The 22820-nt window shown below is 60.3% G+C and carries 19 protein-coding genes and 1 pseudogene; 13 read left to right on the top strand and 7 right to left on the bottom strand.

Going from position 1 to position 22820, the window contains the following annotated elements:
• Nucleotides 1–2 precede the first annotated feature (2 nt).
• Nucleotides 3–1481 carry a helicase HerA-like domain-containing protein gene (locus JBE38_RS16670; protein WP_060754207.1) on the bottom strand — a complete coding sequence of 493 codons (1479 nt, stop codon included), beginning with the start codon at nucleotides 1479–1481 and terminating at the stop codon, nucleotides 3–5.
• A 205-nt stretch (nucleotides 1482–1686) separates the two neighbouring features.
• Here JBE38_RS16670 and JBE38_RS28050 point away from each other — a divergent pair.
• Both JBE38_RS28050 and JBE38_RS28045 read left to right on the top strand, forming a co-directional pair.
• Nucleotides 1687–2718 (top strand): annotated as a pseudogene (locus JBE38_RS28050) (HAMP domain-containing protein); the annotation flags it as partial.
• Nucleotides 2719–2811: 93 nt separating this feature from the next.
• On the top strand, nucleotides 2812–3576 hold the full coding sequence (locus JBE38_RS28045; RefSeq protein ID WP_372241681.1) for a methyl-accepting chemotaxis protein: 765 nt from the start codon (nucleotides 2812–2814) through the stop codon (nucleotides 3574–3576).
• Between the two features lie 34 nt (nucleotides 3577–3610).
• On the opposite strand, the gene JBE38_RS16660 is transcribed toward JBE38_RS28045, so the two are convergent.
• Together JBE38_RS16660 and purU are read right to left on the bottom strand one after the other, a co-directional pair.
• Nucleotides 3611–3781: a hypothetical protein gene (locus JBE38_RS16660; RefSeq protein WP_178126881.1), complete on the bottom strand. Its 171-nt coding sequence runs from the start codon at nucleotides 3779–3781 to the stop codon at nucleotides 3611–3613.
• A gap of 80 nt (nucleotides 3782–3861) precedes the next feature.
• Nucleotides 3862–4710, bottom strand: coding sequence for a formyltetrahydrofolate deformylase (gene purU, locus JBE38_RS16655; protein WP_005790961.1), 849 nt, complete (start codon nucleotides 4708–4710; stop codon nucleotides 3862–3864).
• Nucleotides 4711–5060: 350 nt separating this feature from the next.
• Here purU and mvaT point away from each other — a divergent pair, with 350 nt between their 5' ends.
• Nucleotides 5061–5435: a histone-like nucleoid-structuring protein MvaT gene (gene mvaT / locus JBE38_RS16650; RefSeq protein ID WP_003175830.1), complete on the top strand. Its 375-nt coding sequence runs from the start codon at nucleotides 5061–5063 to the stop codon at nucleotides 5433–5435.
• Between the two features lie 88 nt (nucleotides 5436–5523).
• Here the strand turns inward: mvaT and sbcB are convergent, their stop codons facing one another.
• Nucleotides 5524–6951 carry an exodeoxyribonuclease I gene (sbcB, locus tag JBE38_RS16645; protein ID WP_090368841.1) on the bottom strand — a complete coding sequence of 476 codons (1428 nt, stop codon included), beginning with the start codon at nucleotides 6949–6951 and terminating at the stop codon, nucleotides 5524–5526.
• A 167-nt stretch (nucleotides 6952–7118) separates the two neighbouring features.
• Here sbcB and JBE38_RS16640 point away from each other — a divergent pair, with 167 nt between their 5' ends.
• Genes JBE38_RS16640 through JBE38_RS16615 form a run of 6 tightly spaced genes read left to right on the top strand, consistent with a single transcriptional unit; the run spans nucleotide 7119 to nucleotide 13789 of the window.
• The gene (locus tag JBE38_RS16640; RefSeq protein ID WP_060754210.1) at nucleotides 7119–7811 is read left to right on the top strand and encodes an RDD family protein; all 693 of its coding nucleotides are present in this window, start codon (nucleotides 7119–7121) and stop codon (nucleotides 7809–7811) included.
• On the top strand, nucleotides 7808–8788 hold the full coding sequence (locus JBE38_RS16635) for a stage II sporulation protein M (RefSeq protein WP_205344700.1): 981 nt from the start codon (nucleotides 7808–7810) through the stop codon (nucleotides 8786–8788). Before JBE38_RS16640 ends, JBE38_RS16635 begins: the two co-directional genes overlap by 4 nt.
• Nucleotides 8775–10304 (top strand): DUF4129 domain-containing protein, encoded by a 1530-nt coding sequence (locus tag JBE38_RS16630; RefSeq protein WP_205344699.1) that lies wholly within the window; start codon nucleotides 8775–8777, stop codon nucleotides 10302–10304. The genes JBE38_RS16635 and JBE38_RS16630 overlap by 14 nt, the downstream gene beginning before the upstream one ends.
• On the top strand, nucleotides 10301–11458 hold the full coding sequence (locus JBE38_RS16625) for a DUF4350 domain-containing protein (protein WP_090368836.1): 1158 nt from the start codon (nucleotides 10301–10303) through the stop codon (nucleotides 11456–11458). The genes JBE38_RS16630 and JBE38_RS16625 overlap by 4 nt, the downstream gene beginning before the upstream one ends.
• Nucleotides 11455–12450 (top strand): AAA family ATPase, encoded by a 996-nt coding sequence (locus tag JBE38_RS16620; RefSeq protein ID WP_090368834.1) that lies wholly within the window; start codon nucleotides 11455–11457, stop codon nucleotides 12448–12450. Before JBE38_RS16625 ends, JBE38_RS16620 begins: the two co-directional genes overlap by 4 nt.
• A 7-nt stretch (nucleotides 12451–12457) precedes the next feature.
• Nucleotides 12458–13789, top strand: coding sequence for a DUF58 domain-containing protein (locus JBE38_RS16615; RefSeq protein ID WP_205344698.1), 1332 nt, complete (start codon nucleotides 12458–12460; stop codon nucleotides 13787–13789).
• A gap of 57 nt (nucleotides 13790–13846) precedes the next feature.
• On the opposite strand, the gene JBE38_RS16610 is transcribed toward JBE38_RS16615, so the two are convergent.
• Complete coding sequence (locus tag JBE38_RS16610; RefSeq protein WP_090368830.1) at nucleotides 13847–14206, bottom strand: PilZ domain-containing protein; 360 nt, start codon at nucleotides 14204–14206, stop codon at nucleotides 13847–13849.
• 222 nt (nucleotides 14207–14428) lie between these two features.
• Nucleotides 14429–14803 (bottom strand): tetratricopeptide repeat protein, encoded by a 375-nt coding sequence (locus tag JBE38_RS16605; RefSeq protein WP_060754217.1) that lies wholly within the window; start codon nucleotides 14801–14803, stop codon nucleotides 14429–14431.
• A gap of 175 nt (nucleotides 14804–14978) precedes the next feature.
• Between JBE38_RS16605 and pyk the strand changes: the two genes are divergently transcribed.
• On the top strand, nucleotides 14979–16430 hold the full coding sequence (gene pyk, locus JBE38_RS16600) for a pyruvate kinase (RefSeq protein ID WP_060754218.1): 1452 nt from the start codon (nucleotides 14979–14981) through the stop codon (nucleotides 16428–16430).
• 173 nt (nucleotides 16431–16603) lie between these two features.
• Here the strand turns inward: pyk and JBE38_RS16595 are convergent, their stop codons facing one another.
• Entirely contained in the window at nucleotides 16604–17536 is a 933-nt protein-coding gene (locus JBE38_RS16595) for an iron-sulfur-binding ferredoxin reductase (protein WP_090368827.1), read from the bottom strand.
• Nucleotides 17537–17750: 214 nt separating this feature from the next.
• Between JBE38_RS16595 and JBE38_RS16590 the strand changes: the two genes are divergently transcribed.
• From JBE38_RS16590 to JBE38_RS16580, 3 genes are all read left to right on the top strand, one after another.
• Nucleotides 17751–19274: a fumarate hydratase gene (locus tag JBE38_RS16590; protein WP_104994706.1), complete on the top strand. Its 1524-nt coding sequence runs from the start codon at nucleotides 17751–17753 to the stop codon at nucleotides 19272–19274.
• 190 nt (nucleotides 19275–19464) lie between these two features.
• Nucleotides 19465–21231, top strand: coding sequence for an ATP-binding protein (locus JBE38_RS16585; RefSeq protein WP_205344697.1), 1767 nt, complete (start codon nucleotides 19465–19467; stop codon nucleotides 21229–21231).
• Nucleotides 21225–22550, top strand: a complete 1326-nt coding sequence (locus JBE38_RS16580) for a sigma-54-dependent transcriptional regulator (RefSeq protein ID WP_205344696.1) — start codon at nucleotides 21225–21227, stop codon at nucleotides 22548–22550. Before JBE38_RS16585 ends, JBE38_RS16580 begins: the two co-directional genes overlap by 7 nt.
• Nucleotides 22551–22820: the final 270 nt, after the last annotated feature.

Here is a 22820-nt window from a genome sequence, read left to right as displayed (position 1 = left end):
CGCTATTTGCGCTTGCCGCCGCCCAACAGCGACCCCAACAACCCACGCACCAACTGGCGGCCCATCTGATTGGCGGCCTGCTGCATCGCTGATTTCAGCGCCTTGCCTGCCGTCGTGCCCAGAAATGCGCCGGCCTTGTCGGTAAAGCTCGGCTCTTCGGCCGCCGGCTTGCTTGGTTCCTCGGGCCCCAGGTCCTTGCGAGCCATCAGCACTTCATAGGCCGACTCACGATCTATCGGTTTGTCGTAGCGCCCGAGCAAAGATGAACGGGCGATCAACGCAGCCCGTTCGGTCTCAGTGAGCGGCCCGATCCGCGATTGTGGTGGCGCGACCAGTACCCGCTGGACAACTTCCGGTGTGCCTTTTTCCTGCAAGGTGCCCACCAGCGCCTCGCCGGTGCCCAGTTCGGTCAGCACCGCCAAGGTATCGAACGCCGGGTTGGGGCGAAAACCCTCGGCCACCGCCCGCAGGGATTTCTGTTCCTTGGTGGTGAAGGCTCGCAAACCGTGTTGTATGCGCAGCCCCAGTTGCGCGAGCACCGTGTCAGGCAAGTCACCCGGGGATTGCGTGACAAAGTACACGCCCACCCCTTTGGAGCGAATCAGGCGCACCACTTGCTCCAAACGGTCCTGCAGGGCCTTGGGCGTGTCCGCGAACAACAAATGCGCTTCGTCGAAAAACAACGCCAAGAGCGGCTTGTCGGCATCGCCACGCTCAGGCAGCTGCTCGAACAACTCAGCCAGAAGCCACAACAGGAAGGTCGCGTAGACCTTCGGCGCCTCATGTACCAGGCGGCTGGCGTCCAGCAGGTGGATCCGCCCACGCCCGTCGCCGTCGGGCTGCAAAATATCTTCGAGCTGCAGGGCCGGCTCGCCAAACAAGGCTTCGGCACCCTGCTGCTCCAGCACCGCCAGGCGCCGCAACAGCGCCTGGCTGGAGCCGGTGGTCATCAACGCCGCATCGTCGCCCAGCAGTTCCGGGTGATAGCGCAGGTGGTTGAGCAGTGCCTTGAGGTCCTTGAGATCCAACAGCAGCAAGCCCTCACGGTCCGCTACCTTGAAAGTGGCATAGAGCGCCGACTGTTGGCTGTCAGTGAGTTCCAGCAGGCTGCCGAGCAACAACGGTCCCATTTCGCTGATCGTCGTACGCAATGGATGGCCGGATTGTCCGTGGATATCCCACAGCGTGACCGGGTAAGCCTGCGCGGTGTAATTGAGGAAAGGCATGCCTGCAATGCGCTCGGCGACTTTACCCTGGGGGAAGGCTGCGGCACCCAGGCCGCAGAGATCCCCCTTGATGTCGGCGGCGAATACCGCCACGCCCGCATCGCTGAAGGCTTCCGCGAGGCGTTGCAGGGTGACGGTCTTGCCCGTGCCCGTGGCACCGGCAATCAGGCCATGGCGGTTGGCCAGGCGCATGGCCTGAGCAATGGGCTGGCCGTCAGGGCCGGCACCGATAAGAAGTTGTGTGGAGTCAGGCATTTCGTCACCTATGGTTAATCTTTAGTGCAGCCAAGCCGATACAGGCCAATGTGAGACCCACAAAGTCTAAAAATAGGTCGGAGGGTTCCTACAAAAACCCACAGAGCTATCACCAGAAGTACCACACCTTTTTTGACGCTGCCATTTTGCGCCTCCCAAAAGGACGCGCTTTGGATATTTAAGACCTTAGCGGACCCTACAAGCCATGAATAAAAACCTGCGCTTCAGCCACAAAATCCTGCTTGCAGCCGCCCTTATCGTCATCGCCGCCTTCGCGCTGTTTACCCTCTATAACGACTATCTGCAACGCAACGCGATACGCGACGACCTGAATAACTACCTGCATGAAATGGGCGGTGTCACCGCCAGCAACATTCAAACCTGGCTTGCCGGGCGTATCGTGCTGGTGGAAAACGCCGCACAAAACATCGCCATCAATCCCGAACCGTCCGCCGTCGCCAACTTGCTGGAACAGAAAGCGCTGACCTCTTCCTTTATGGCGACCTACGTCGGCGACAGTAAAGGGGCCTTTACCATCCGCCCCGATGCCAAGATGCCGGACGGTTTCGATCCGCGCGTCCGTCCCTGGTACAAAGGCGCCCAGAGCAGCAATGGTTCGACCCTGACCGAACCCTATATCGATGCGGCCACCGGGCAGTTGATCATTTCCATCGCCACCCCCAGCGCCAAGGGCGGCCAGAGTATTGGTGTGGTGGGCGGCGACCTGAGCCTGCAAACCCTGGTAGATAACATCAGCGCGCTGAACTTCGGCGGTATGGGCTACGCGTTCCTGGTCAGTGCCGACGGCAAAGTGCTGGTGCACCCGGACAAAAACCTGGTCATGAAGACCCTGGCAGAGGTTTACCCGAAGAACACCCCCAAGATCAGCGCCGACTTCAGTGAAGTCGAGGCCAACGGCAAAACCAATATCGTGACCTTTACACCGATCAAGGGTTTGCCATCGGTGAATTGGTACCTGGGTGTTTCGGTGGATAAAGACAAATCCTTCGCGATGCTCAGCCAGTTCCGCACTTCGGCGGTGATCGCCACGATCATCGCCGTGGTGATCATCATCGCCCTTCTGGGCATGCTGATCCGCGTCTTGCTGCAACCGTTGAATCTGATGACACGGGCCATGCAGGACATCGCGGATGGCGAGGGCGACCTGACCCGACGCCTGACCATCCAGAATCATGACGAATTCGGCACCCTGGGCGAGGCGTTCAACCGGTTCGTGGAGCGTATCCATACTTCGATTCGCGAAGTGTCCTCGGCCACCGAACAGGTCAACGAAGTGGCCTTGCGGGTGGTCAGTGCCTCCAACTCGTCGATGGTCAACTCGGACGAACAGGCTAATCGCACCAACAGCGTCGCCGCCGCCATCAACCAACTGGGCGCCGCCGCCCAGGAAATCGCGCGCAACGCGGCACAGGCTTCGCAGCAAGCCAGTGACGCACGGAGTTTGGCCGAAGACGGCCAGCAAGTGGTGGAAAGCAACATCAAGGCGATGAACCAACTGTCCGAGATGATCAGCGCTTCCGGCAACAATATCGAAGCGCTTAACAGCAAGACGGTCAATATCGGCCAGATCCTCGAGGTGATCACCAGCATCTCCCAGCAGACCAACTTGTTGGCGCTCAACGCCGCCATCGAAGCGGCGCGGGCCGGAGAGGCCGGCCGAGGATTTGCGGTAGTTGCCGACGAAGTGCGCAACCTGGCTCATCGCACCCAGGAATCGGCGCAGCAAGTGCAAAAAATGATTGAGGAGCTTCAGGTCGGCGCTCGGGATTCCGTCAGCACCATGAGTGAAAGCCAGCGCCACAGCCAGGACAGCGTGGAGATCGCCAACCTGGCCGGCGAACGGTTGAGCAGCGTGACCCAGCGCATTGGCGAGATAGACGGTATGAACCAGTCAGTCGCTACCGCCACCGAAGAGCAGACCTCCGTGGTGGAGTCGATCAACATGGACATCACCGAAATCAACACCCTCAACCAGGAAGGTGTGGAAAACCTGCAATCAACCCTGCGCGCCTGTACCGACCTGGAGCAACAGGCATCGCGCTTGAAGCAACTGGTGGGCAGTTTCCGGATCTGACGCCCAGGCCCGTCGCTGATACAGCGGCGGGCCGCTATTTTGCCGGGGGCTCGTCTTTACGCCGCTCCTGCTCCCACAACTCGGCGGCGCCAGGAAACTCGGTGCCGTCTTCTGCGTCCAGCGCGTCCGGGTCATACCGGCTCAAACACCCCTCCCCCAATGTTGCCGGGGCTTTTGACGTGGCTTTATCCAGCGGGTCGCTCATCACTCAGTCCTGCGCAGATGTAAAAAGGGCCTGGGTCGATTTAACGCCCAAGCCCTTCTGACTTCAATCACAACGCTGGATCAGAACACGACGGTCTTGTTGCCGTGTACCAGTACGCGATCTTCCAGGTGATAACGCAGGCCACGCGCCAGCACCATCTTCTCGACGTCACGGCCGAAACGCACCATGTCTTCAATACTGTCACTGTGGCTGACACGCACCACGTCCTGCTCGATGATCGGACCTGCGTCCAGCTCTTCGGTAACGTAGTGGCAAGTTGCGCCAATCAACTTCACGCCACGCAGGGATGCCTGGTGATACGGCTTGGCCCCGACGAACGACGGCAGGAAACTGTGGTGAATGTTGATCACCTTGCCGGCGTATTCGCGGCACAGTTCCGGCGGCAGGATCTGCATGTAGCGCGCCAGCACCACCACGTCGGCCTCGTGCTGCTTGACCAGACGCGAGACCTCGGCGAACGCGGGCTCCTTGTCCTGCGGATTGACCGGTACGTGGTAGTACGGGATGCCATGCCACTCGACCATGCTGCGCAGGTCGTCATGGTTGGAGATCACACAGGCGATCTCGCAATCGAGCTCATCGCTGTGCCAGCGGTGCAGCAGGTCGGCGAGGCAGTGGGACTCACGACTGGCCATCAGCACGACACGCTTTTTCTGTTCGGTGTCGGTGATGTGCCAGGTCATCGAGAACTCTTCGGCGATCGGCGCAAACGCCTCGCGGAAGGCCTCAAGACCAAAGGGCAGCGTGTCGGCACGGATTTCGTGCCGCATGAAAAACCAACCGCTGAGATCGTCCGAGTGATGGCTCGCTTCGGTGATCCAGCCATTATGGGAGGCCAGAAAGTTACTGACTTTGGCAACGATGCCAACCCGGTCCGGGCAAGCAATCACCAGCCGAAAAGTGCGCATTAGGGGGAAACTCCAGAACTTCGCAAAGGCCGCCATTCTAGCGATTGCGCAGAAAAACTGCAGTATTCCTTGCACCTTATTCTGAATCCAGACCGAGAGGACACCCCTTAATAGCGTAAGGTTTTACCTCGTCTATATGACCGTACAACGGCCAGCTCAAGGAATTATCAAAAAACAAACAGGATTATCTTTAGGTCGGCGACCGACTAATTAACTCGACTGCGCAGCTTTACCACAAACATTCAAAGTAATTCACATAAATGCCTGCTTAAATGTTTACTTGATGAAATTGCCTGACTATTATTAGCTCACTGTCCCTGTCAATCAGCGCTCTACATAAGGTAGTCCCCATGTCACTGATCAACGAATACCGCGCCACCGAAGAAGCTATCAAAGAGCTGCAAGCGCGTTTGAAAAACCTGTCCCAAGACGACAAGCTGAAAACCGAGCTGGAATTCGAAGGCAAACTGCGCACTCTGATGGGCGAATACTCCAAGTCCCTGCGCGACATCATCGCCCTGCTGGATCCAGAGTCGAAAGTTAAAGCACCGCGTGGCGCCGTGAAAACCACCGGTACCAAGCGTGCGCGCAAGGTCAAGCAATACAAGAACCCGCACAACGGCGAAGTGATTGAAACCAAAGGCGGCAACCACAAGACGCTGAAAGAGTGGAAAGCCAAGTGGGGCGGCGACGTGGTTGAAGGCTGGGCTACTCTGCTGGGCTAAGCCGAGCCGGGCTCTCGCCTGATACGCGATACATAAAAAACGCCAGCTTGCTGGCGTTTTTTATGTCTGAATATTCTGCAATTTCTGACTACGAGTTCAAACGCGCTGCCAGCGAATCGGCATACTCCTGCCATTGGCCCAGTACCTGGCACTGAAACGGTGTAGCACTAACAGCCAACTCCTCGCACGCCTGTTTAAATGCCAGCAGAGTATTGGGTGCCCCCCATTGCGGATTTGACAAACGCTGCTGACAGAAAAGTTTCCAACGTTGTTGCTCGTCCCTGTCCAGGGTTTCAGGAAAGTTACGGGCACGGTAGCGAAATAATAATTCCGGCAAACGATGATCATCGAAAGGCCACTGCTGGCGTGCTAGTTGTGCAGGCTCTGCCGCACGGACTTGTTCACATAAGCGGCGATCGCGGTCGCCAATAAAACCATCGTAGAGCTGCTGCTCCGGGTCGGCACTCGGTGCAAAATCCTCCTCGCTGTAAATGGCGGCCAACTTGTCACGCCAAACTTCCTGTGCGTCAGTTAGTCGCAGCGCCCGCGCCTGACAGGTGTCCATATCCAACTGAAGCCGCTCACGATCCTGCGCCCGCAATACATTCAGTGGAGCAACGACCGGGCAACGGTTGATATGCAACAACTTGAGCGGAACCGGTAGCTCACCTTCCTTCAAGTCATCACGGCGTGTATAGAGGCGCTGACGCAACACATCGGCATCCAGGTCCAGCAAGGCCTGGGGGTCGAGCCCAAGGTCACAGACGATCAGTGCATTGCGATTGCGCGGGTGCCAGGCCAGCGGCAGCACCACCCCCACGTAGTGGCGCTCGGCGGAAAAGCGCCCGGAGATATGCACCATCGGTTGCAACAGACGCACCTGGTCCATCACCCGCTGCTTACTGCGCAATTGAAACAGCCATTCGTACAGCTTGGGCTGTTTTTCTCGAACCAACCGCGCCAAGGCGATGGTCGCACGCACATCGGACAGCGCATCATGGGCCTGCCCGTGATCGATACCATTGGCCTGGGTCAGCCGCTCAAGCTTGAGGGTGACCCGCCCATCCTGCTCCGGCCAGACAATCCCCTCGGGACGCAGGGCGTAGGCGGTGCGAACCACATCAATCAGATCCCAGCGACTGTTCCCCCCCTGCCACTCGCGTGCGTAAGGGTCGAAAAAATTTCGATACAAGCTGTAGCGCGTCATTTCATCGTCGAACCGCAGGGTGTTATAGCCTGCACCGCACGTACCGGGCGCAGCCAGCTCAGTATGCACCCGCGTCATGAAATCGGCTTCGGCCAGGCCCTTCTCCGCCAGTACGCCCGGAGTAATACCCGTGATCGCGCATGCCGCCGGATGGGGCAGGATATCGTCGCTGGGCTGACAATAAAGATTGAGCGGCGGGCCGATCTCGTTGAGTTCGAGGTCGGTACGAATGCCGGCCACCTGGAGCGGACGATCGCTGCGCGGGTTGATGCCGGTGGTTTCATAGTCGTACCAGAAAATGGAGGTCACGGGCTATTCCTGTACTGAAGATCGACAAAGTCTAGGCGCAGCGAGGCGTCCGGGGCCAGCGCCACATGCACTGTACAAACATCCAGCAAAACCTTGAATGGTTGCTTCCGGCGTCGACACTGCTAGCATCCGTGTCTCTGAACCGCTCAGCACTGCCAAGGATCGCAATGTCATCAGCCCCGCTGGACACCCGCTACCAGATCGAGACCCCGGAGGGTATCGACCTGCCCCTGCGCCCCGCCGGCTTGCTGGTACGTGTATTAGCCTTTGCTTTTGACCTGGGTTTGCGTGGGCTGCTCATGGGCCTCCTGCTCGTGCCACTGGCGCTGCTCGGCAACATCGGCATCGGCCTGGGCTCGTTGCTCCTGTTCCTGGTCAGTTGGTGGTACATGGTGCTGTTTGAAGTCCTCAACCAAGGCAGCTCCCCAGGCAAGCAGGTCATGGGCCTGCGTGTCGTACAGGACGACGGTACTCCCATCGGCTGGTCGTCCTCCCTGATCCGCAACCTGTTGCGCTTTGTCGACATGCTGCCTTTCGGCTACTTCCTCGGCGCCATCAGTTGCCTGCAACATCCCCATTTCAAACGGCTCGGCGACCTGGCCGCCGGGACGCTGGTGGTCTATCGCGAGCAGCCGCTGGTTCGGCCCCGCATACCTCAAGCCGCCCCCCTGCGCCTGCCCTTTGCACTGGACCTGAACGAACAACGTGCAATCCTCGCTTTCGCCGAACGCCAGGGCGAACTGTCGGCCGAGCGCGTGCATGAACTGGCCGCAATCCTTGCCGTGCCCCTGCACGTGTCCCCGGCTCGTGCCGCCGAACAACTCAATGGCGTGGCCCGCGGCCTGTTGGGGCCGACATGAAGCAGAGCCAATTTGAAAGCCGCCACCAGCAGCAATGGCAAGCCTTCGCCAAACAACTGGAGCAGTTGGAACAAGGTAAAGCCAAGGCCGCTGATGTCACCGACTTCCCCTATCAGTACCGGCGGTTGTGCCAACACCTGGCCCTGGCCCAGGAGCGCGGCTATAGCAGTTATCTGGTGGACCCGCTGCAGCAACTTGCGCTGCGTGGCCACCAACAACTCTATCGTCATCGCAGCCAATTGGCGGCGAACGTACTGGCCTTCATCCTGGCCGACTTCCCCCGCCTGGTACGCGAACAGTGGCGTTTTGTGCTGATCGCCGGCCTGTTGTTCTTCGGCAGCCTGGTGGCTATAGCCCTGCTGGTCTATCTGTTCCCTGACCTGATCTACAGCATCGTCAGCCCCCAACAGGTCGCTGAAATGCAAGGCATGTACGACCCTGATGCCAGCCACCTGGGCCGTGCGGCCGAACGGGCCTCCAGCGAAGACTGGATGATGTTCGGCTACTACGTGATGCACAACATCGGCATTGCCTTCCAGACATTTGCCGCCGGCTTGCTGTTCGGCGTGGGCAGCGTGTTTTTCCTGATTTTCAACGGGCTGATCATCGGAGCGATATCCGGACACCTGACCGAAATCGGTTACGGCCAGACGTTCTGGTCATTTGTGATCGGTCACGGTGCATTCGAACTCAGTGGCATCGCCCTGGCCGGTGCGGCAGGCTTGCAACTGGGCTGGTCGTTGATAGCCCCCGGGCATTTGACGCGCAGCGAATCCCTGCGCCTGGCAGCGCGCAAAAGCGTGCAGATGCTCTGTGGCGTGATGATATTCCTGCTGATCGCGGCGTTCATCGAAGCGTACTGGTCATCCATCGCCACGATCGCCCCCTGGATCAAATACCTCGTGGGCACCACATTCTGGTGTTTGGTGGTCGCTTATCTGAGCCTGGCTGGACGGACCCGTCATGCGCCTGACTGACGCCAGCGTGGCCATTCGCCCGCGTACCTCCTGGGAAGCCATGGACCTTGGTGGATTGATGGCCAGAGAACATCGTCGTCTGCTGATGAGCAGTTGGGCGATGGTCACTTTGCCGATATTTACCTTGCTCACGGTGTTGCTCTGGGAGTATCCGTCTTTTTCCCTGTTGCTGTTCTGGTGGCTCAAGCCGGCCTTCGACCGCCTCCCGCTGTACATCCTTTCCAAGGCGCTGTTTGGTGAAATACCAGGCATCAGGCAGGCCGTACGCCATTGGCCGCGCCTGCTCAAGGGCCAACTGCTGGCCAGCCTGACCTGGCGCCGACTGAGCCTGAGCCGCAGCTTTGTGCTGCCGGTCAGCCAGCTTGAGGGCCTGGACGGCCCGGCACGTCAGAAGCGCCTGGGGGTATTGCTGCAACATAACGCTGGAGCCGCACGCTGGCTGACCCTCATAGGGATGCACCTGGAAATCGGCCTATGGCTGGGTTGCATGGCCCTGTTCTACCTGTTCATTCCAAAACAGATAGAAATGGATTGGGACTGGCAACGAATGGCATTGGCAGCAGACGCCAACGAACTGTGGCTGGACCATCTGGGCAACGCCTTCTACGCCCTGATCCTGGTGTTCTGGGAACCTATCTACGTCGCCTGCGGCTTCAGCCTGTACCTCAATCGCCGTACCGTCCTGGAAGCCTGGGACCTGGAGCTGATATTCCGCAACCTGCGCCAACGCCTGAGTAGCATCGTACCGCTACTGGTGCTGGTGGTCGGGTTGATGCTCACACCCTTCACCCCACCCGCCATGGCGAGCGAACCGGTTGTTTCCAAACCGCTCAGCACTCACTCGGCCAGCCAATCCATTCAATCGGTGCTGGAAAACCCTCCCTTCAAGAACCCTGAAACCGTCACCCGTTATCGCTTTGGTGAAGAAAAAACAGCCGTCAAAAGCAAAACAAAAGGCGATGGTAAATTGCCAGCCTGGTTGCAGGCACTCTTGGATGACCTCAACAGCAATGCCTTCAAACACGTTGCCCAAGGCTTGGAGATACTGCTGTGGAGCCTGATGCTCGGCGCAGTCGCCCTGCTGCTGTGGCGCTACCGTGAATGGCTGCGCACATTCGTCAGCCGTATCCGGCAGCCTTTACCCAAAACGCTCAAACCGGTTCCCGCTCAGTTGTTCGGGTTGGAACTGGGAGTTGAAACCTTGCCGGAAGACATCGCCGGCGCTGCCGAACAGCTATGGGCCAGCCAACCACGGGAAGCACTGGGCTTGTTGTATCGCGGCCTGCTCAGCCGATTACTGCATGAATTCAATTTGCCGCTGAAAAGCGCCGATACCGAAGGCCAGGTACTGGAACACATTCATCATTTGAGGCAACCGCAATTGCTGGCCTTCAGTGATGAGCTGACGCGCCACTGGCAAAACCTTGCGTACGGTCACCGCCTGCCTCCCGCCGCTGCCCAACAACAGCTTTGCAACGATTGGCGCGCACTCTTCAGTTCGGGAGTGCGCCCATGAACAGGCCATTACTGTGGGTGACGCTGCTGCTGGCTGGGCTGCTGGGAGCCGGTGCTTTGTACGCCTGGCACAAGGCGATCCCTTATGACGAAGTGGTGGACCACGGTCCGTCTGCGCAAGCGCTGGCCAATCCCTACCTGGCAGCCGAGTACTTTCTACGCAGCCAAGGCCTGGCAGTGGAACATGCCTATGGCATCGAACGGCTAACCGATCGCCCAGCTAAAGGCCAAAGCCTGTTACTGCTGGGTGAGCGTAGCAACATGACCCCGCGCCAGGTTGAACAACTGCTGGATTGGGCAAAAGCCGGTGGCCACCTGCTGGTGGTGGCCGAGGCGTTATGGGATGAGGAAACGGGCAAAAGCGGCGACCTGCTGCTCGATCGCCTGAATATCCATCAGGCCCTGAGTGATGCGTTCGACGAGCCGGCATCACCGCGTAAAAAGAAAGCACCGGACCTGACCAAGCTTTACGTCGACAACGAAACCGCCCCGGCCTACTTCAGTTTCGATACCGACTTCAACCTCACCGACCCGAGACACCTTGCCCAGTTTTCAGCCAATAGCGCCAAGTCCAGCCACCTGATGCAACTTGACCTGGGGCAAGGCCATGTGACGGTGGTCACCGACAGCGACCTGTGGAAAACCCCGAATATCGGCAAGCACGATAACGCCTGGCTGCTGTGGTACCTCAACCAGAACACCGACGTCACCTTGCTGTTCAATAGCGACGTGGAAAACTTGCTGACCCTGTTGATGCGTTATTTCCCACAGGCATTGGTAGCGCTCGTCGCACTGATAAGCCTGGCGCTCTGGCACGTCGGCATGCGCCAAGGCCCGATACAGGCGCCCGTCCCCCGAGCGCGCCGGCAGTTGCAGGAACACTTGAAGGCCAGCGCCGATTTCCTGCTGCGTCGCGGTGGGCAGGCCGCACTGTTGCAAGCGCTGCAACGCGACATCCTGCGCACCGCCCGCAAGCGCCATCCAGGCTTTGAACACCTGGACACGGCAGCACAATGGCAGGTACTGGAAAACCTGACTCGACAACCCTCCGATGCCATCCGCCAGGCACTCGGCCCACTCCCGTTGAAACGGCTCTCCAGCGCCGATTTCAGCCGCCAGGTGACCAGCCTGCAAACTCTCAGGAATGCCTTATGAGCGAATACCCACCGTCCACCGTCCTGAACACCACAACCCTGCAGCAGGCCAGCCAGCAAGCCCAGGCTTTGCGCGTTGAATTGCGCAAAGCCGTGATCGGCCAGGATCAGGTCATTGATGACGTGCTCACGGCATTGATCGCGGGAGGCCATGTATTGCTCGAAGGGGTGCCTGGCCTGGGTAAGACCCTGCTGGTCCGGGCACTGGCCCGCTGCTTTGGTGGCGATTTCGCACGCATCCAGTTCACCCCCGACCTGATGCCCAGCGACGTCACCGGGCATGCCGTGTACGACCTGCAAAGCCAACAGTTCAAGTTGCGCAAGGGGCCGTTGTTTACGCACCTGCTACTGGCCGATGAAATCAACCGTGCTCCCGCCAAGACGCAAGCGGCGCTGCTTGAGGCCATGCAGGAGCGCCAAGTCACGCTTGAAGGGGAAGCCTTGCCCATCGGCCAACCGTTCATGGTGCTGGCGACCCAGAACCCCATCGAACAGGAAGGTACTTACCCGCTACCGGAAGCCGAGCTGGATCGCTTCATGCTCAAGGTGCGCATGGATTATCCCGACGCTCGACAAGAGCTGGATATGGTGCGCGAAGTGACCCGGTCATCCAGGGCCGACATGCTGGACGTGCAACCATTACGCACTGTGCTGCAGGCAGACGATGTGGTGCAGCTGCAACAGATAGCCAGTGAGATGCCCCTGGATGAACAAGTCCTCGATTATGCGGTACGGATAGCGCGCGCCACTCGCAGCTGGCCAGGGCTGACCATCGGCGCCGGCCCACGGGCCTCGATCGCTCTGGTACGTGGAGCTCGTGCCCGGGCCCTGTTGCGCGGCGGGGAATTTGTCACGCCAGACGACATCAAGGGCTGCGCCCTGGCGGTACTGCGTCACCGGGTACGTATTGCGCCTGAGCTGGACATAGAAGGATTGGAAGTGGACCAGGTACTCAAGCAGTTGCTTGATCAAATTGCGGCACCAAGGCAATGACCCGGCAATGAAACCAACCCGTCTGCTTCTGACCTGGCTTGGCGTGCTGCTGGGCTTGAATATTGTGCTGGGTGCTGCGGCAGCCTTGCAGCTCAAGGTGCCCGACACGTTGCATTCGGTGGCCTGGGGCTTGTTGCTGGCATTGTTGCTGCTCTCACTGCTGGACGCTTTACGCCTGCGCCGCCGCCCTTCGCCGCGAGTAGAACGGCAATTACCCGGCAGCCTGGCGCTGGGACGCTGGGGGGAAATCAGGCTGGCAGTGCAGCACAGTTATCCACAACCCATCACCTTGACGGTGTTCGATCACGTACCGGATGGCTTGAGCCTGGAGAACCTGCCGCAGTCCATCGAGTTGCGACCTGGCGAGCGCAGCGAGCTGGGCTATCGCGTTCGCCCCTTGCGACGAGGGCATTTCAGCTTCAGTCGTTGCGAAATCCACCTGCCCAGTCACTTAGGGCTATGGTCGGCTCGACGCTTGATCGACGCTCGGGACGCTACCCGCGTTTACCCGGATTTCGCCCGATTGTACGGCGCACAGTTGCAGGGTGTGGATAACTGGCTGAGCCAACTCGGTGTACGTCAACGCCCGCGACGAGGGTTGGGGCTTGAGTTTCATCAGCTGCGCGAGTTTCGCGAGGGTGACAGCCTGCGCCAGATCGATTGGAAAGCGACGGCACGGCAACGCACGCCAATCGCCCGCGAATACCAGGATGAGCGCGACCAGCAAATCGTGTTCATGCTCGACTGCGGTCGGCGCATGCGCAGCCAGGACGACGAGCTCTCCCATTTCGATCACGCCCTCAACGCCTGCCTGTTGCTCAGCTACGTCGCGTTGCGACAGGGCGATGCCGTGGGTGTGTGCACCTTTGCCAGTGACCAGCCGCGTTACCTGGCACCGGTCAAGGGTAGTGGCCAACTGAACGTATTGCTCAATACGGTTTACGACCTGGATACCACCCGTAAAACAGCCGACTATGAGGCCGCCGCAAGCCATCTGCTGGCTCGACAAAAGCGTCGGGCGCTGGTGATCGTGGTGACCAACCTAAGGGATGAAGACGATGAGGCACTCATGACTGCCGTCAACCGTATCAGTCGGCAGCACCGGGTGATGGTGGCCAGCCTGCGAGAACATGTCCTCGATGAACTGCGCCAAGTCCCCGTGCAGACCCTGTCGGAAGCATTGGCCTACAGTGGCGCGATTGATTACCTCAACACCCGCAATGAACTGCATGATCGTTTGAACGCCCATGGGCTATCGGTGCTCGATGCCCTGCCGTCCGAGTTGGGAGCCAAGTTGGTCACGCGCTATCAGAGCTGGAAAAAAGCCGGGGCTTTCTAAAAAAACGTACGGCCCGGTCGAGGACAAGCGCCTGACCGAGCCGACAACACGCAGTGTTCAAGCAGAGGCCTGCAGAGGATCGAAACTGAAATAATGCAACAACGCAGTGATCAACTGCCGATACTCTTCGGACGCCTGACGTATGCAGAAGCCGGAATCATAATGCTGTGGGTTGATGTCCTCATAACTCCACAAACAGGTGGCCGTCAGGTCAACGTACTGAAACTCGCCGTCAGATCCGGGGATCTTCAAGCGCAACTCAAAATCCGCATCGACCATCATGGGTAATTGGCTGATCAACATCAGCCCTTCTTCAGAGAGATTGCCCAGAAAGCCGATAGGCTTGTCGGTAAGACGATTGAACACCTGCAAAAAACAAGGTAACTGATGCCGTTCGATCCTTCGTTCGGTAATCATGATGAAATCGCCATCCAGTGGCCATGTATCTGACCGTGCCAGTGATTCGGAACGAGCCCATTGCCCGCTCTGCCTGGATATCGGTGTGGCAATAGCTATTGCATTGCCAAAACAACTGCCAAATCCGGGCGCCTCATCCGTTTGAATGGAAACTTGTACAAACGGACATTGAAAGGATAGCCCACGCCTGGCAACAGGCCAGCAATCAAATCACAAATATCATTACAACGATGCGGGACGTGGCTGTGCCACGCTGGCTCCCGAGTAGTGCCCCAGCTGCTGCAAGGTATCGAGCCGGGCTCGGGCACGATAGGCGTACTCACTCGATGGGTATTGGCTGATGATGAACTGGTAGGTTTGTGCCGCATCGACGAACAGTTTCTGCCGCTCCAGGCATTGCCCGCGCAACATCGAGACCTCCGGTTGCACATAGCGGCGGGTACGGCTTTCACGGTCGACCTGGGACAGCTCAAGGGTGACACGCTCGCAATCACCCACCCCGTAGGCACGGTAGGCATTGTTCAAATGATGGTCCATCGACCAACGGGTACAGCCGACTACACTGACGGCCAAGGCGGCAACGAGCAAAATTCGCATGGGGGTTCTCCTGTCTTGTGCAGTGTATCGACCCCTTGTCGAAAATCTTCAAGGGCGTTCGCCTATTCAGCCGCAACGAAAACAAGTCAATCGCCGATAAGTAGTGCAAACGAACAATGACTACAACGAAAGAGCATAGTAGCCTTCTCCAGCGCTTGAACTCAGGAGTCTGTGCATGTCCGTCCGTCGTACCAAAATCGTCGCCACCCTTGGCCCGGCCAGCAACTCGCCGGAAGTCCTCGAACAGCTGATTCTGGCTGGTTTGGACGTCGCCCGTCTGAACTTCTCCCACGGCACCCCGGACGAGCACAAGGCTCGCGCCAAACTGGTGCGTGACCTGGCCGCCAAGCACGGTCGCTTCGTTGCATTGCTGGGTGACCTGCAAGGCCCGAAAATCCGTATCGCCAAATTCACCAATAAGCGTATCGAGCTGAAGATCGGTGACACCTTCACCTTTTCCACCAGCCATCCGCTGACCGAAGGCAACCAGCAAGTCGTGGGTATCGATTACCCGGACCTGGTCAAGGACTGCGGCGTCGGTGACGAGCTGCTGCTGGACGACGGTCGCGTAGTGATGCGCGTCGAAACCGCGACCCCGACTGAACTGCACTGCACCGTGATCATCGGCGGCCCGCTGTCCGACCACAAAGGCATCAACCGTCGCGGTGGTGGCCTGACGGCGCCGGCGCTGACTGACAAAGACAAGGCCGACATCAAGCTCGCCGCCGAAATGGAAGTGGACTACCTCGCCGTGTCCTTCCCGCGCGACGCCGCTGATATGGAATACGCGCGTAAACTGCGTGACGAAGCCGGCGGCACCGCCTGGCTGGTGGCGAAGATCGAACGCGCCGAAGCCGTGGCCGATGACGAAACCCTCGACGGCCTGATCAACGCCTCCGACGCCGTAATGGTTGCCCGTGGTGACCTGGGCGTGGAGATCGGCGACGCCGAGCTGATCGGTATCCAGAAGAAAATCATCCTGCACGCCCGTCGCCACAACAAAGCGGTGATCGTGGCGACCCAGATGATGGAGTCGATGATCCAGAACCCGATGCCGACCCGTGCCGAAGTGTCCGACGTGGCCAACGCCGTGCTCGACTACACCGACGCCGTGATGCTCTCGGCTGAAAGCGCCGCCGGCCCGTACCCGCTGGAAGCCGTTCAAGCCATGGCGCGTATCTGCGTCGGTGCCGAAAAGCACCCGACCAGCAAGACCTCCAGCCACCGTATCGGCAAAGTGTTCGAAAGCTGCGACCAGAGCATCGCCCTGGCCGCCATGTACACCGCCAACCACTTCCCGGGCGTGAAAGCGATCATCGCCTTGACCGAAAGTGGCTACACGCCGTTGATCATGTCGCGCATCCGCTCCTCGGTGCCGATCTACGCGTTCACCCCCCACCGCGAAGCCCAGGCCCGCGCGGCGATGTTCCGTGGCGTATACACCATTCCGTTCGATCCGGCCTCGCTGGCACCTAACGAAGTCAGCCAGAAGGCGATCGACGAACTGGTCAAGCGCGGCGTCGTCGAGAAAGGCGACTGGGTCATCCTGACCAAGGGCGACAGCTACCACACCACCGGTGGCACCAATGGCATGAAGATCCTGCATGTGGGCGACCCGCAGGTCTGAGTGACACGCTGAAAAACAAAAGCCCCGCCATGTGAATGGCGGGGCTTTTTGCTTTGCAGATCGGATTTTGTATTGGCTTCATAGCCCCATCGGGAGCAAGCCCCCTCCCACACTTGAATGTGTTCACAAATCACAATGTGGGAGCAACTGTCTTAATGGATTCAATTCAGCCCTCAACCACGGGGCACAAACACATCGGCCAGCAGTTGATTACGCGGCAAGCCGGCCAGGAACAGCCGCTTGGAAAACGCCTCGACACTGGCAGGATGCCCGCAGAGTAGAGCCAGGGTTTGCCGCGAACCAAGCCGCAGTTGCGCCAATGCCTGGGCCAGCTCAGCCGCCGTCCATAGTTCCACAGTCAAGTTGGGATGCTGCGCGGCCAGCTCCGCCAGGGGACCGGCCAAGTAATGAGCCTGCGCATCATGGGCCAGGTGAATCACGCGGATGGCGCCTTGATGATCCTGGCGCAACGCCTCACGCAGCACACCCCACAAAGGCCCCAAGCCGGTGCCGGAAGCCAGCAGCCACAACGGCCGGGTGTGCCAGTCGGGATCGTATTGCAGTGCTCCCCCGCGCAACTCGCCCAATCGCAGCGCATCGCCCACCTGCAACTGCCGGGCAATATCGCTGAACTCACCCGGCTGGCGGCAATCGAGGTGAAACTCCAGGAACGGATCTTCCTGGGGCAAGCTGGCCAGGGAATAGGGGCGCGCTACCTGCCCCGCCCACAACACCAGATGTTGCCCGGCCCGATAACGCAGGCCATGTTCCGGTTGCAGGCGCAGGCGCAGCACGTTTGTGTTCAACCAGTCGGCGCCCACCACCCGGGCCGCCAAACCGTCACGCAGCGGATCAAAGGTCTCAACCTCAAGATCGCCGATAACCTGGCACTGACACGCCAGACGCCAGCCGTCCTGGCGTTGCGCCGGGCTCAAGGCGTCTGGCTGCTGGTCGTCGACCTGTCCCAGGCATCGCACCAGGCACGCATGGCAACTGCCCGCCCGACAACTGTAGGGCACGCCCACACCCGCCTGGTTCAGGGCATCCAGCAGGTTGCTGCCGGTGGTGACCGACCAGTGGCGCTCACCGACGTACAGTTCAGGCATGGGAGGACTCAATCATAAGGGGCACACAGGGAATCACGCCTGCGACAGTTTGACCATAGTCGGGTGTATCGGCCACCGTGCCGGGTTATACTGCCGCGCCTTTTTAGCGTCGCGCCTGCACCACTTTGGCGTGCCTTGGAAAGGTGGTTTCAGCCGACCGATGCAACACTGAAGCCACCTTTATTGAATGTTCCCTTATAGAGGAGCGCGACTCATGACCGTGATCAAGCAAGACGACCTGATTCAGAGCGTTGCCGACGCCCTGCAATTCATTTCCTACTACCACCCCGTTGACTTCATCCAGGCCATGCACGAAGCCTACCTGCGCGAAGAATCGCCAGCGGCCCGTGACTCCATCGCCCAGATCCTGATCAACTCGCGCATGTGCGCCACCGGCCACCGCCCGATCTGCCAGGACACCGGTATCGTCACCGTGTTCGTGCGCGTGGGCATGGACGTACGTTGGGATGGCGCCACCATGGGCCTGGACGACATGATCAACGAAGGCGTGCGTCGCGCCTACAACCTGCCGGAAAACGTCCTGCGTGCATCGATCCTTGCCGACCCGGCAGGCGCGCGCAAGAACACCAAGGACAACACCCCGGCCGTGATCCACTACTCCATCGTCCCGGGTAACACTGTGGAGGTGGATGTAGCAGCCAAGGGCGGCGGTTCCGAGAACAAGTCGAAAATGGCGATGCTCAACCCGTCCGACTCGATCGTCGACTGGGTGCTGAAGACCGTTCCGACCATGGGCGCCGGCTGGTGCCCACCGGGCATGCTGGGCATTGGCATCGGCGGCACCGCCGAAAAAGCCGCCGTCATGGCCAAGGAAGTGTTGATGGAATCCATCGACATCCACGAGCTGAAAAAGCGCGGCCCGCAGAACCGTATCGAAGAGATGCGCCTGGAGCTGTTCGAGAAGGTCAACCAACTGGGCATCGGCGCCCAGGGCCTCGGCGGCCTGACCACCGTGCTCGATGTGAAGATCATGGACTACCCGACCCACGCCGCGTCCTTGCCGGTGTGCATGATCCCCAACTGCGCCGCCACCCGTCACGCCCACTTCGTGCTCGACGGTTCCGGCCCGGCATCGCTGGAAGCGCCACCGTTGGACGCCTACCCGGAAATCGTCTGGGAAGCCGGCCCGTCGGCCCGCCGCGTCAACCTCGATACCCTGACCCCGGAAGAAGTGCAGAGCTGGAAGCCGGGCGAAACCGTATTGCTCAACGGCAAGATGCTCACCGGTCGCGACGCGGCGCACAAGCGCATGGTCGAGATGCTGAACAAGGGCGAAACCCTGCCGGTGGACCTCAAGGGCCGCTTCATCTACTACGTCGGCCCGGTTGATCCGGTGCGCGAAGAAGTGGTTGGCCCGGCAGGCCCGACCACCGCGACGCGGATGGACAAGTTCACCCGTCAGATCCTCGAACAAACCGGCCTGCTGGGCATGATCGGCAAATCCGAGCGCGGCCCAACCGCCATCGAAGCGATCAAGGACCACAAAGCCGTGTACCTGATGGCCGTCGGCGGCGCCGCTTACCTGGTGGCCCAGGCCATCAAGAAGTCGCGCGTCGTGGCTTTCGCCGAACTGGGCATGGAAGCGATCTACGAGTTCGAGGTCAAAGACATGCCGGTCACCGTCGCGGTGGACAGCAAGGGCGAGTCCGTCCACATCACCGGTCCTGCCATCTGGCAGAAAAAGATCAGTGACAGCCTGGCGGTAGAAGTCCAGTAAGCCCGTAGTGAGCGGGCTTGCCCCGCGCTGGGTGGCGCAGCCGCCCCAACCAGGGCGCCACGGTGTTTCAGGAATACCGAGGCGCCTGGGTTTGGGGCGGCTTTGCCACCCAGCGCGGGGCAAGCCCGCTCACTACACCCGATGGCGCATGGTATGGTGCTCACCCCTTACTGTGCCTGCCCATCACCGTATGATCGCGATCCCTCGCCCCCTGCGCCTGACTTTCTACTGCCTGTTGATCATCGCCGGTGCGCTGCTCGCCGCGATCTTCGCCACCCGCCATGCCGAACGCCAGGCCCTGGTGGACGACGCCTCACGCGCCAAACAACAGCTCACGCTGTATGGCAATTCCCTGCACACCCTGATCGAACGTTACCGTGCCCTGCCCGCCGTGCTGGCGCTGGACTCGGAAATGATCAACGCATTGAAGGGCCCGCTGGATGCCACCACCCAGGCTGTGCTCAACCGCAAGCTGGAACGCATCAACAGCGCGGCGCAGTCCTCTACCCTGGAACTGATGGACCGCACCGGCCTTGCTGTCGCCGCCAGTAACTGGAACCTGCCCAGCAGCTATGTCGGGCATAACTACGCGTTTCGTCCCTATTTCAGCCAGACCCTGAGCCAGGGCGCCGGGCGCTTTTATGCGGTGGGCGTGACCACCGGTATTCCCGGCTATTTTCTCTCCAGCGCGGTAGTGGACGAACACGAGCAGTTTCTCGGTGCCATGGTGGTGAAGCTGGAGTTCCCCGAGCTTGAGCGCGAGTGGGCCCAGGGCAATGACCTGCTGCTGGTCAGCGATGCGCGCGGCATCGTATTTATCGCCAACCAGCCGGGCTGGCGTTATCGCAACCTGCGCCCGTTGTCGGACGGCGACCTCGCCGAGCTCAAGGCCACACGCCAATACGACAAGAAGCGCTTGCAGCCACTGGAGACCCAAGCCCTGCAGCGTTTCGACGACAACAGCCACCTGATGCGCGTCAATGGCCCCGACGGCAGCGCCGATTACATCTGGGAATCGCTGCCGCTGAAGGCCGAAGGCTGGACGCTGCACCTGCTGCGCAAACCCCAGCCCGCCCTTGAAGACCAGCGTAATGCCGGCCTCGCCGCTGCCGGCTCCTGGCTGGCATTGGTGTTCCTGACGCTGTTTCTGACCCAGCGCTGGCGCCTGGCCCGTTTGCGCCAGCGCAGCCGCGAAGAGCTCGAACAGCTTGTGGCGCAACGCACCCAAGCCTTGCGCATGGCCCAGGACGGTTTGGTGCAATCGGCCAAGCTGGCGGCATTGGGCCAGATGTCCGCCGCCCTCGCCCATGAAATCAACCAGCCTCTGACCGCCCAGCGCATGCAATTGGCAACCCTGCGCCTGCTGCTGGATCATGGCCGCGTGGACGATGCCTACCAAGCGCTCACCCCACTGGACGACATGCTCACACGCATGGCTGCGCTGACCGGCCACCTCAAGACGTTCGCCCGTAAAAGCCCCAGTGGCCTGCGTGAACGCCTGGACCTGGCCACGGTGGTTGACCAGTCCCTGCACCTGCTCGATGCGCGCCTGCGTAATGAGGCCATCGGCGTGGTGCTGGACCTGACCCGCCCCGCCTGGGTACGCGGCGATGCGATCCGCCTGGAACAGGTACTGATCAACCTGTTGCGCAACGCCCTTGACGCCATGGCCGATAAACCGCGCAAGCGCCTGGAAATCCGTCTGCAGGCCGATCAGCAGCTGTGGCAACTGACCGTCAGCGACAGTGGCGGCGGGATTGACGAAGAGCATTTGAGCTGCGTGTTCGACCCCTTCTTCACCACCAAGCCGGTAGGTGACGGGCTGGGCCTGGGGCTGGCGGTGTCTTACGCTATCGTGCACGAACTGGGCGGGCGCCTGATCGCCGGCAACCGTGGCGACGGTGCCGTGTTCACCCTGACCTTGCCTATCGCACTGGAGACACCCGACCTATGTTGAACGCGGTGATTGTGGTCGATGACGAAGCCAGCATCCGCACGGCCGTCGAGCAATGGCTGAGCCTGACGGGGTTTGACGTGCAGTTGTTCAGCCGCGCCGAGGCCTGCCTGGCGCAACTGCCCAGGGACTTTCCCGGTGTCATCTTGAGCGACGTGCGCATGCCCGGGCTCAGCGGCCTGGAGCTGCTGGCCGAAGTGCAGCGCCGCGATGCCGACCTGCCGGTGATCCTGCTGACGGGCCACGGCGACGTGCCGATGGCGGTGGAAGCCATGCGTGACGGTGCCTACGATTTCCTCGAGAAACCCTTCAGCCCCGATACCCTGCTCAATAGCCTGCGTCGCGCCCTGGACAAACGCGGGCTGATCCTGGAGAACCGCCGCCTGCACCAGCAGGCCGATCACCGGGCACAGCTTGAATCCAGCCTGCTCGGCGTATCCCGGGGTTTGCAGACCTTGCGCCGGCAGGTGCTGGACCTGGCCAGCTTGCCGGTCAATGTGCTGATCCGTGGCGAGACCGGCAGCGGCAAGGAGCTGGTTGCCCGTTGCCTGCATGATTTCGGCCCGCGGGCAAAGAAGCCATTTGTGGCGCTCAACTGTGCAGCGATCCCCGAGCAGCTGTTTGAAGCCGAGCTGTTCGGCCACGAAAGCGGCGCCTTCACCGGCGCCCAGGGCAAGCGTATCGGCAAGTTGGAATACGCTCACGGCGGCACACTGTTCCTGGATGAAATCGAAAGCATGCCCCTGGCCCAGCAGGTGAAACTGCTGCGTGTGTTGCAGGAGCAGAAACTGGAGCGGCTGGGCTCCAACCAGAGTATCCACGTCGACCTGCGAATCATTGCCGCCACCAAACCCGACCTGCTGGAAGAGGCCCGCGCCGGGCGCTTTCGCGAAGACCTGGCTTATCGCCTGAACGTCGCACAGTTGCGCCTGCCGCCCTTGCGTGAGCGCCGTGAAGATATTCCACTGCTGTTCGATCACTTTGCCCAAAATGCCGCCGAGCGCCTTGGCCGCAGCGCCGAGCCGCTCGGCGGCGCGCAATTGGGACGCCTGCTCAGCCATGACTGGCCGGGCAACGTGCGCGAACTGGCCAACGTTGCCGAACGCCAGGTGCTGGGGCTTGGCGAACCTGAGCCTGAGGGTATCGAGGCCGGGCAATCGCTGGCCGCGCAGCAAGAAGCCTTCGAGGCTCATTGCTTGAAGGCCGCATTGACCCGGCACAAGGGCGATATCAAGGCGGTCCTGGCGGAACTGCAACTGCCGCGCCGGACTTTCAATGAAAAGATGCAGCGTCATGGGTTGGTGCGGGAGATGTTTCTCTAAGCCAGGCTTTGCGGTGCCTTTCAGGCCGTCATCGGGGGCAAGCCCCCTCCCGCACTTGAATGTGTTCACAAATCACAATGTGGCAGGGGGCTTGCTCCCGATGAGGCCTGCCGCCATAAGCGGATTTCCGCTCAACCATAAAGAATCATCGGCGACTTTCCGCTCAAAATAATCCTGCAACCCTTCTAGATCGGGCCTTCATCCCCTTGGCACAGCTCCTGCTATAGCCGAACCAGGCTGCGCACGCGCTGCTCCATAAAAACAACTAGA

The organism is Pseudomonas sp. ICBG1301 (assembly GCF_016918385.1).
GTDB lineage: Bacteria > Pseudomonadota > Gammaproteobacteria > Pseudomonadales > Pseudomonadaceae > Aquipseudomonas > Aquipseudomonas palleroniana.
Note: the sequence above shows the minus strand (reverse complement) of the source record. Positions and strands in the feature narration are given on the sequence as shown.

What these genes read in the sequence shown, in the direction of transcription:
- JBE38_RS16585 (WP_205344697.1), top strand. Translation starts at nt 19,465, where the DNA reads ATGATCGCGATCCCTCGCCCCCTGCGCCTGACTTTCTACTGCCTGTTG.
- JBE38_RS16640 (WP_060754210.1), top strand. Translation starts at nt 7,119, where the DNA reads ATGTCATCAGCCCCGCTGGACACCCGCTACCAGATCGAGACCCCGGAG.
- JBE38_RS16610 (WP_090368830.1), bottom strand. Translation starts at nt 14,206, where the DNA reads ATGATTACCGAACGAAGGATCGAACGGCATCAGTTACCTTGTTTTTTG.
- pyk (WP_060754218.1), top strand. Translation starts at nt 14,979, where the DNA reads ATGTCCGTCCGTCGTACCAAAATCGTCGCCACCCTTGGCCCGGCCAGC.
- JBE38_RS16660 (WP_178126881.1), bottom strand. Translation starts at nt 3,781, where the DNA reads ATGAGCGACCCGCTGGATAAAGCCACGTCAAAAGCCCCGGCAACATTG.
- JBE38_RS16635 (WP_205344700.1), top strand. Translation starts at nt 7,808, where the DNA reads ATGAAGCAGAGCCAATTTGAAAGCCGCCACCAGCAGCAATGGCAAGCC.
- JBE38_RS16590 (WP_104994706.1), top strand. Translation starts at nt 17,751, where the DNA reads ATGACCGTGATCAAGCAAGACGACCTGATTCAGAGCGTTGCCGACGCC.
- JBE38_RS16615 (WP_205344698.1), top strand. Translation starts at nt 12,458, where the DNA reads ATGAAACCAACCCGTCTGCTTCTGACCTGGCTTGGCGTGCTGCTGGGC.
- JBE38_RS16595 (WP_090368827.1), bottom strand. Translation starts at nt 17,536, where the DNA reads ATGCCTGAACTGTACGTCGGTGAGCGCCACTGGTCGGTCACCACCGGC.
- JBE38_RS28045 (WP_372241681.1), top strand. Translation starts at nt 2,812, where the DNA reads ATGGTCAACTCGGACGAACAGGCTAATCGCACCAACAGCGTCGCCGCC.
- purU (WP_005790961.1), bottom strand. Translation starts at nt 4,710, where the DNA reads ATGCGCACTTTTCGGCTGGTGATTGCTTGCCCGGACCGGGTTGGCATC.
- JBE38_RS16580 (WP_205344696.1), top strand. Translation starts at nt 21,225, where the DNA reads ATGTTGAACGCGGTGATTGTGGTCGATGACGAAGCCAGCATCCGCACG.
- JBE38_RS16670 (WP_060754207.1), bottom strand. Translation starts at nt 1,481, where the DNA reads ATGCCTGACTCCACACAACTTCTTATCGGTGCCGGCCCTGACGGCCAG.
- JBE38_RS16620 (WP_090368834.1), top strand. Translation starts at nt 11,455, where the DNA reads ATGAGCGAATACCCACCGTCCACCGTCCTGAACACCACAACCCTGCAG.
- JBE38_RS16605 (WP_060754217.1), bottom strand. Translation starts at nt 14,803, where the DNA reads ATGCGAATTTTGCTCGTTGCCGCCTTGGCCGTCAGTGTAGTCGGCTGT.
- JBE38_RS16630 (WP_205344699.1), top strand. Translation starts at nt 8,775, where the DNA reads ATGCGCCTGACTGACGCCAGCGTGGCCATTCGCCCGCGTACCTCCTGG.
- mvaT (WP_003175830.1), top strand. Translation starts at nt 5,061, where the DNA reads ATGTCACTGATCAACGAATACCGCGCCACCGAAGAAGCTATCAAAGAG.
- JBE38_RS16625 (WP_090368836.1), top strand. Translation starts at nt 10,301, where the DNA reads ATGAACAGGCCATTACTGTGGGTGACGCTGCTGCTGGCTGGGCTGCTG.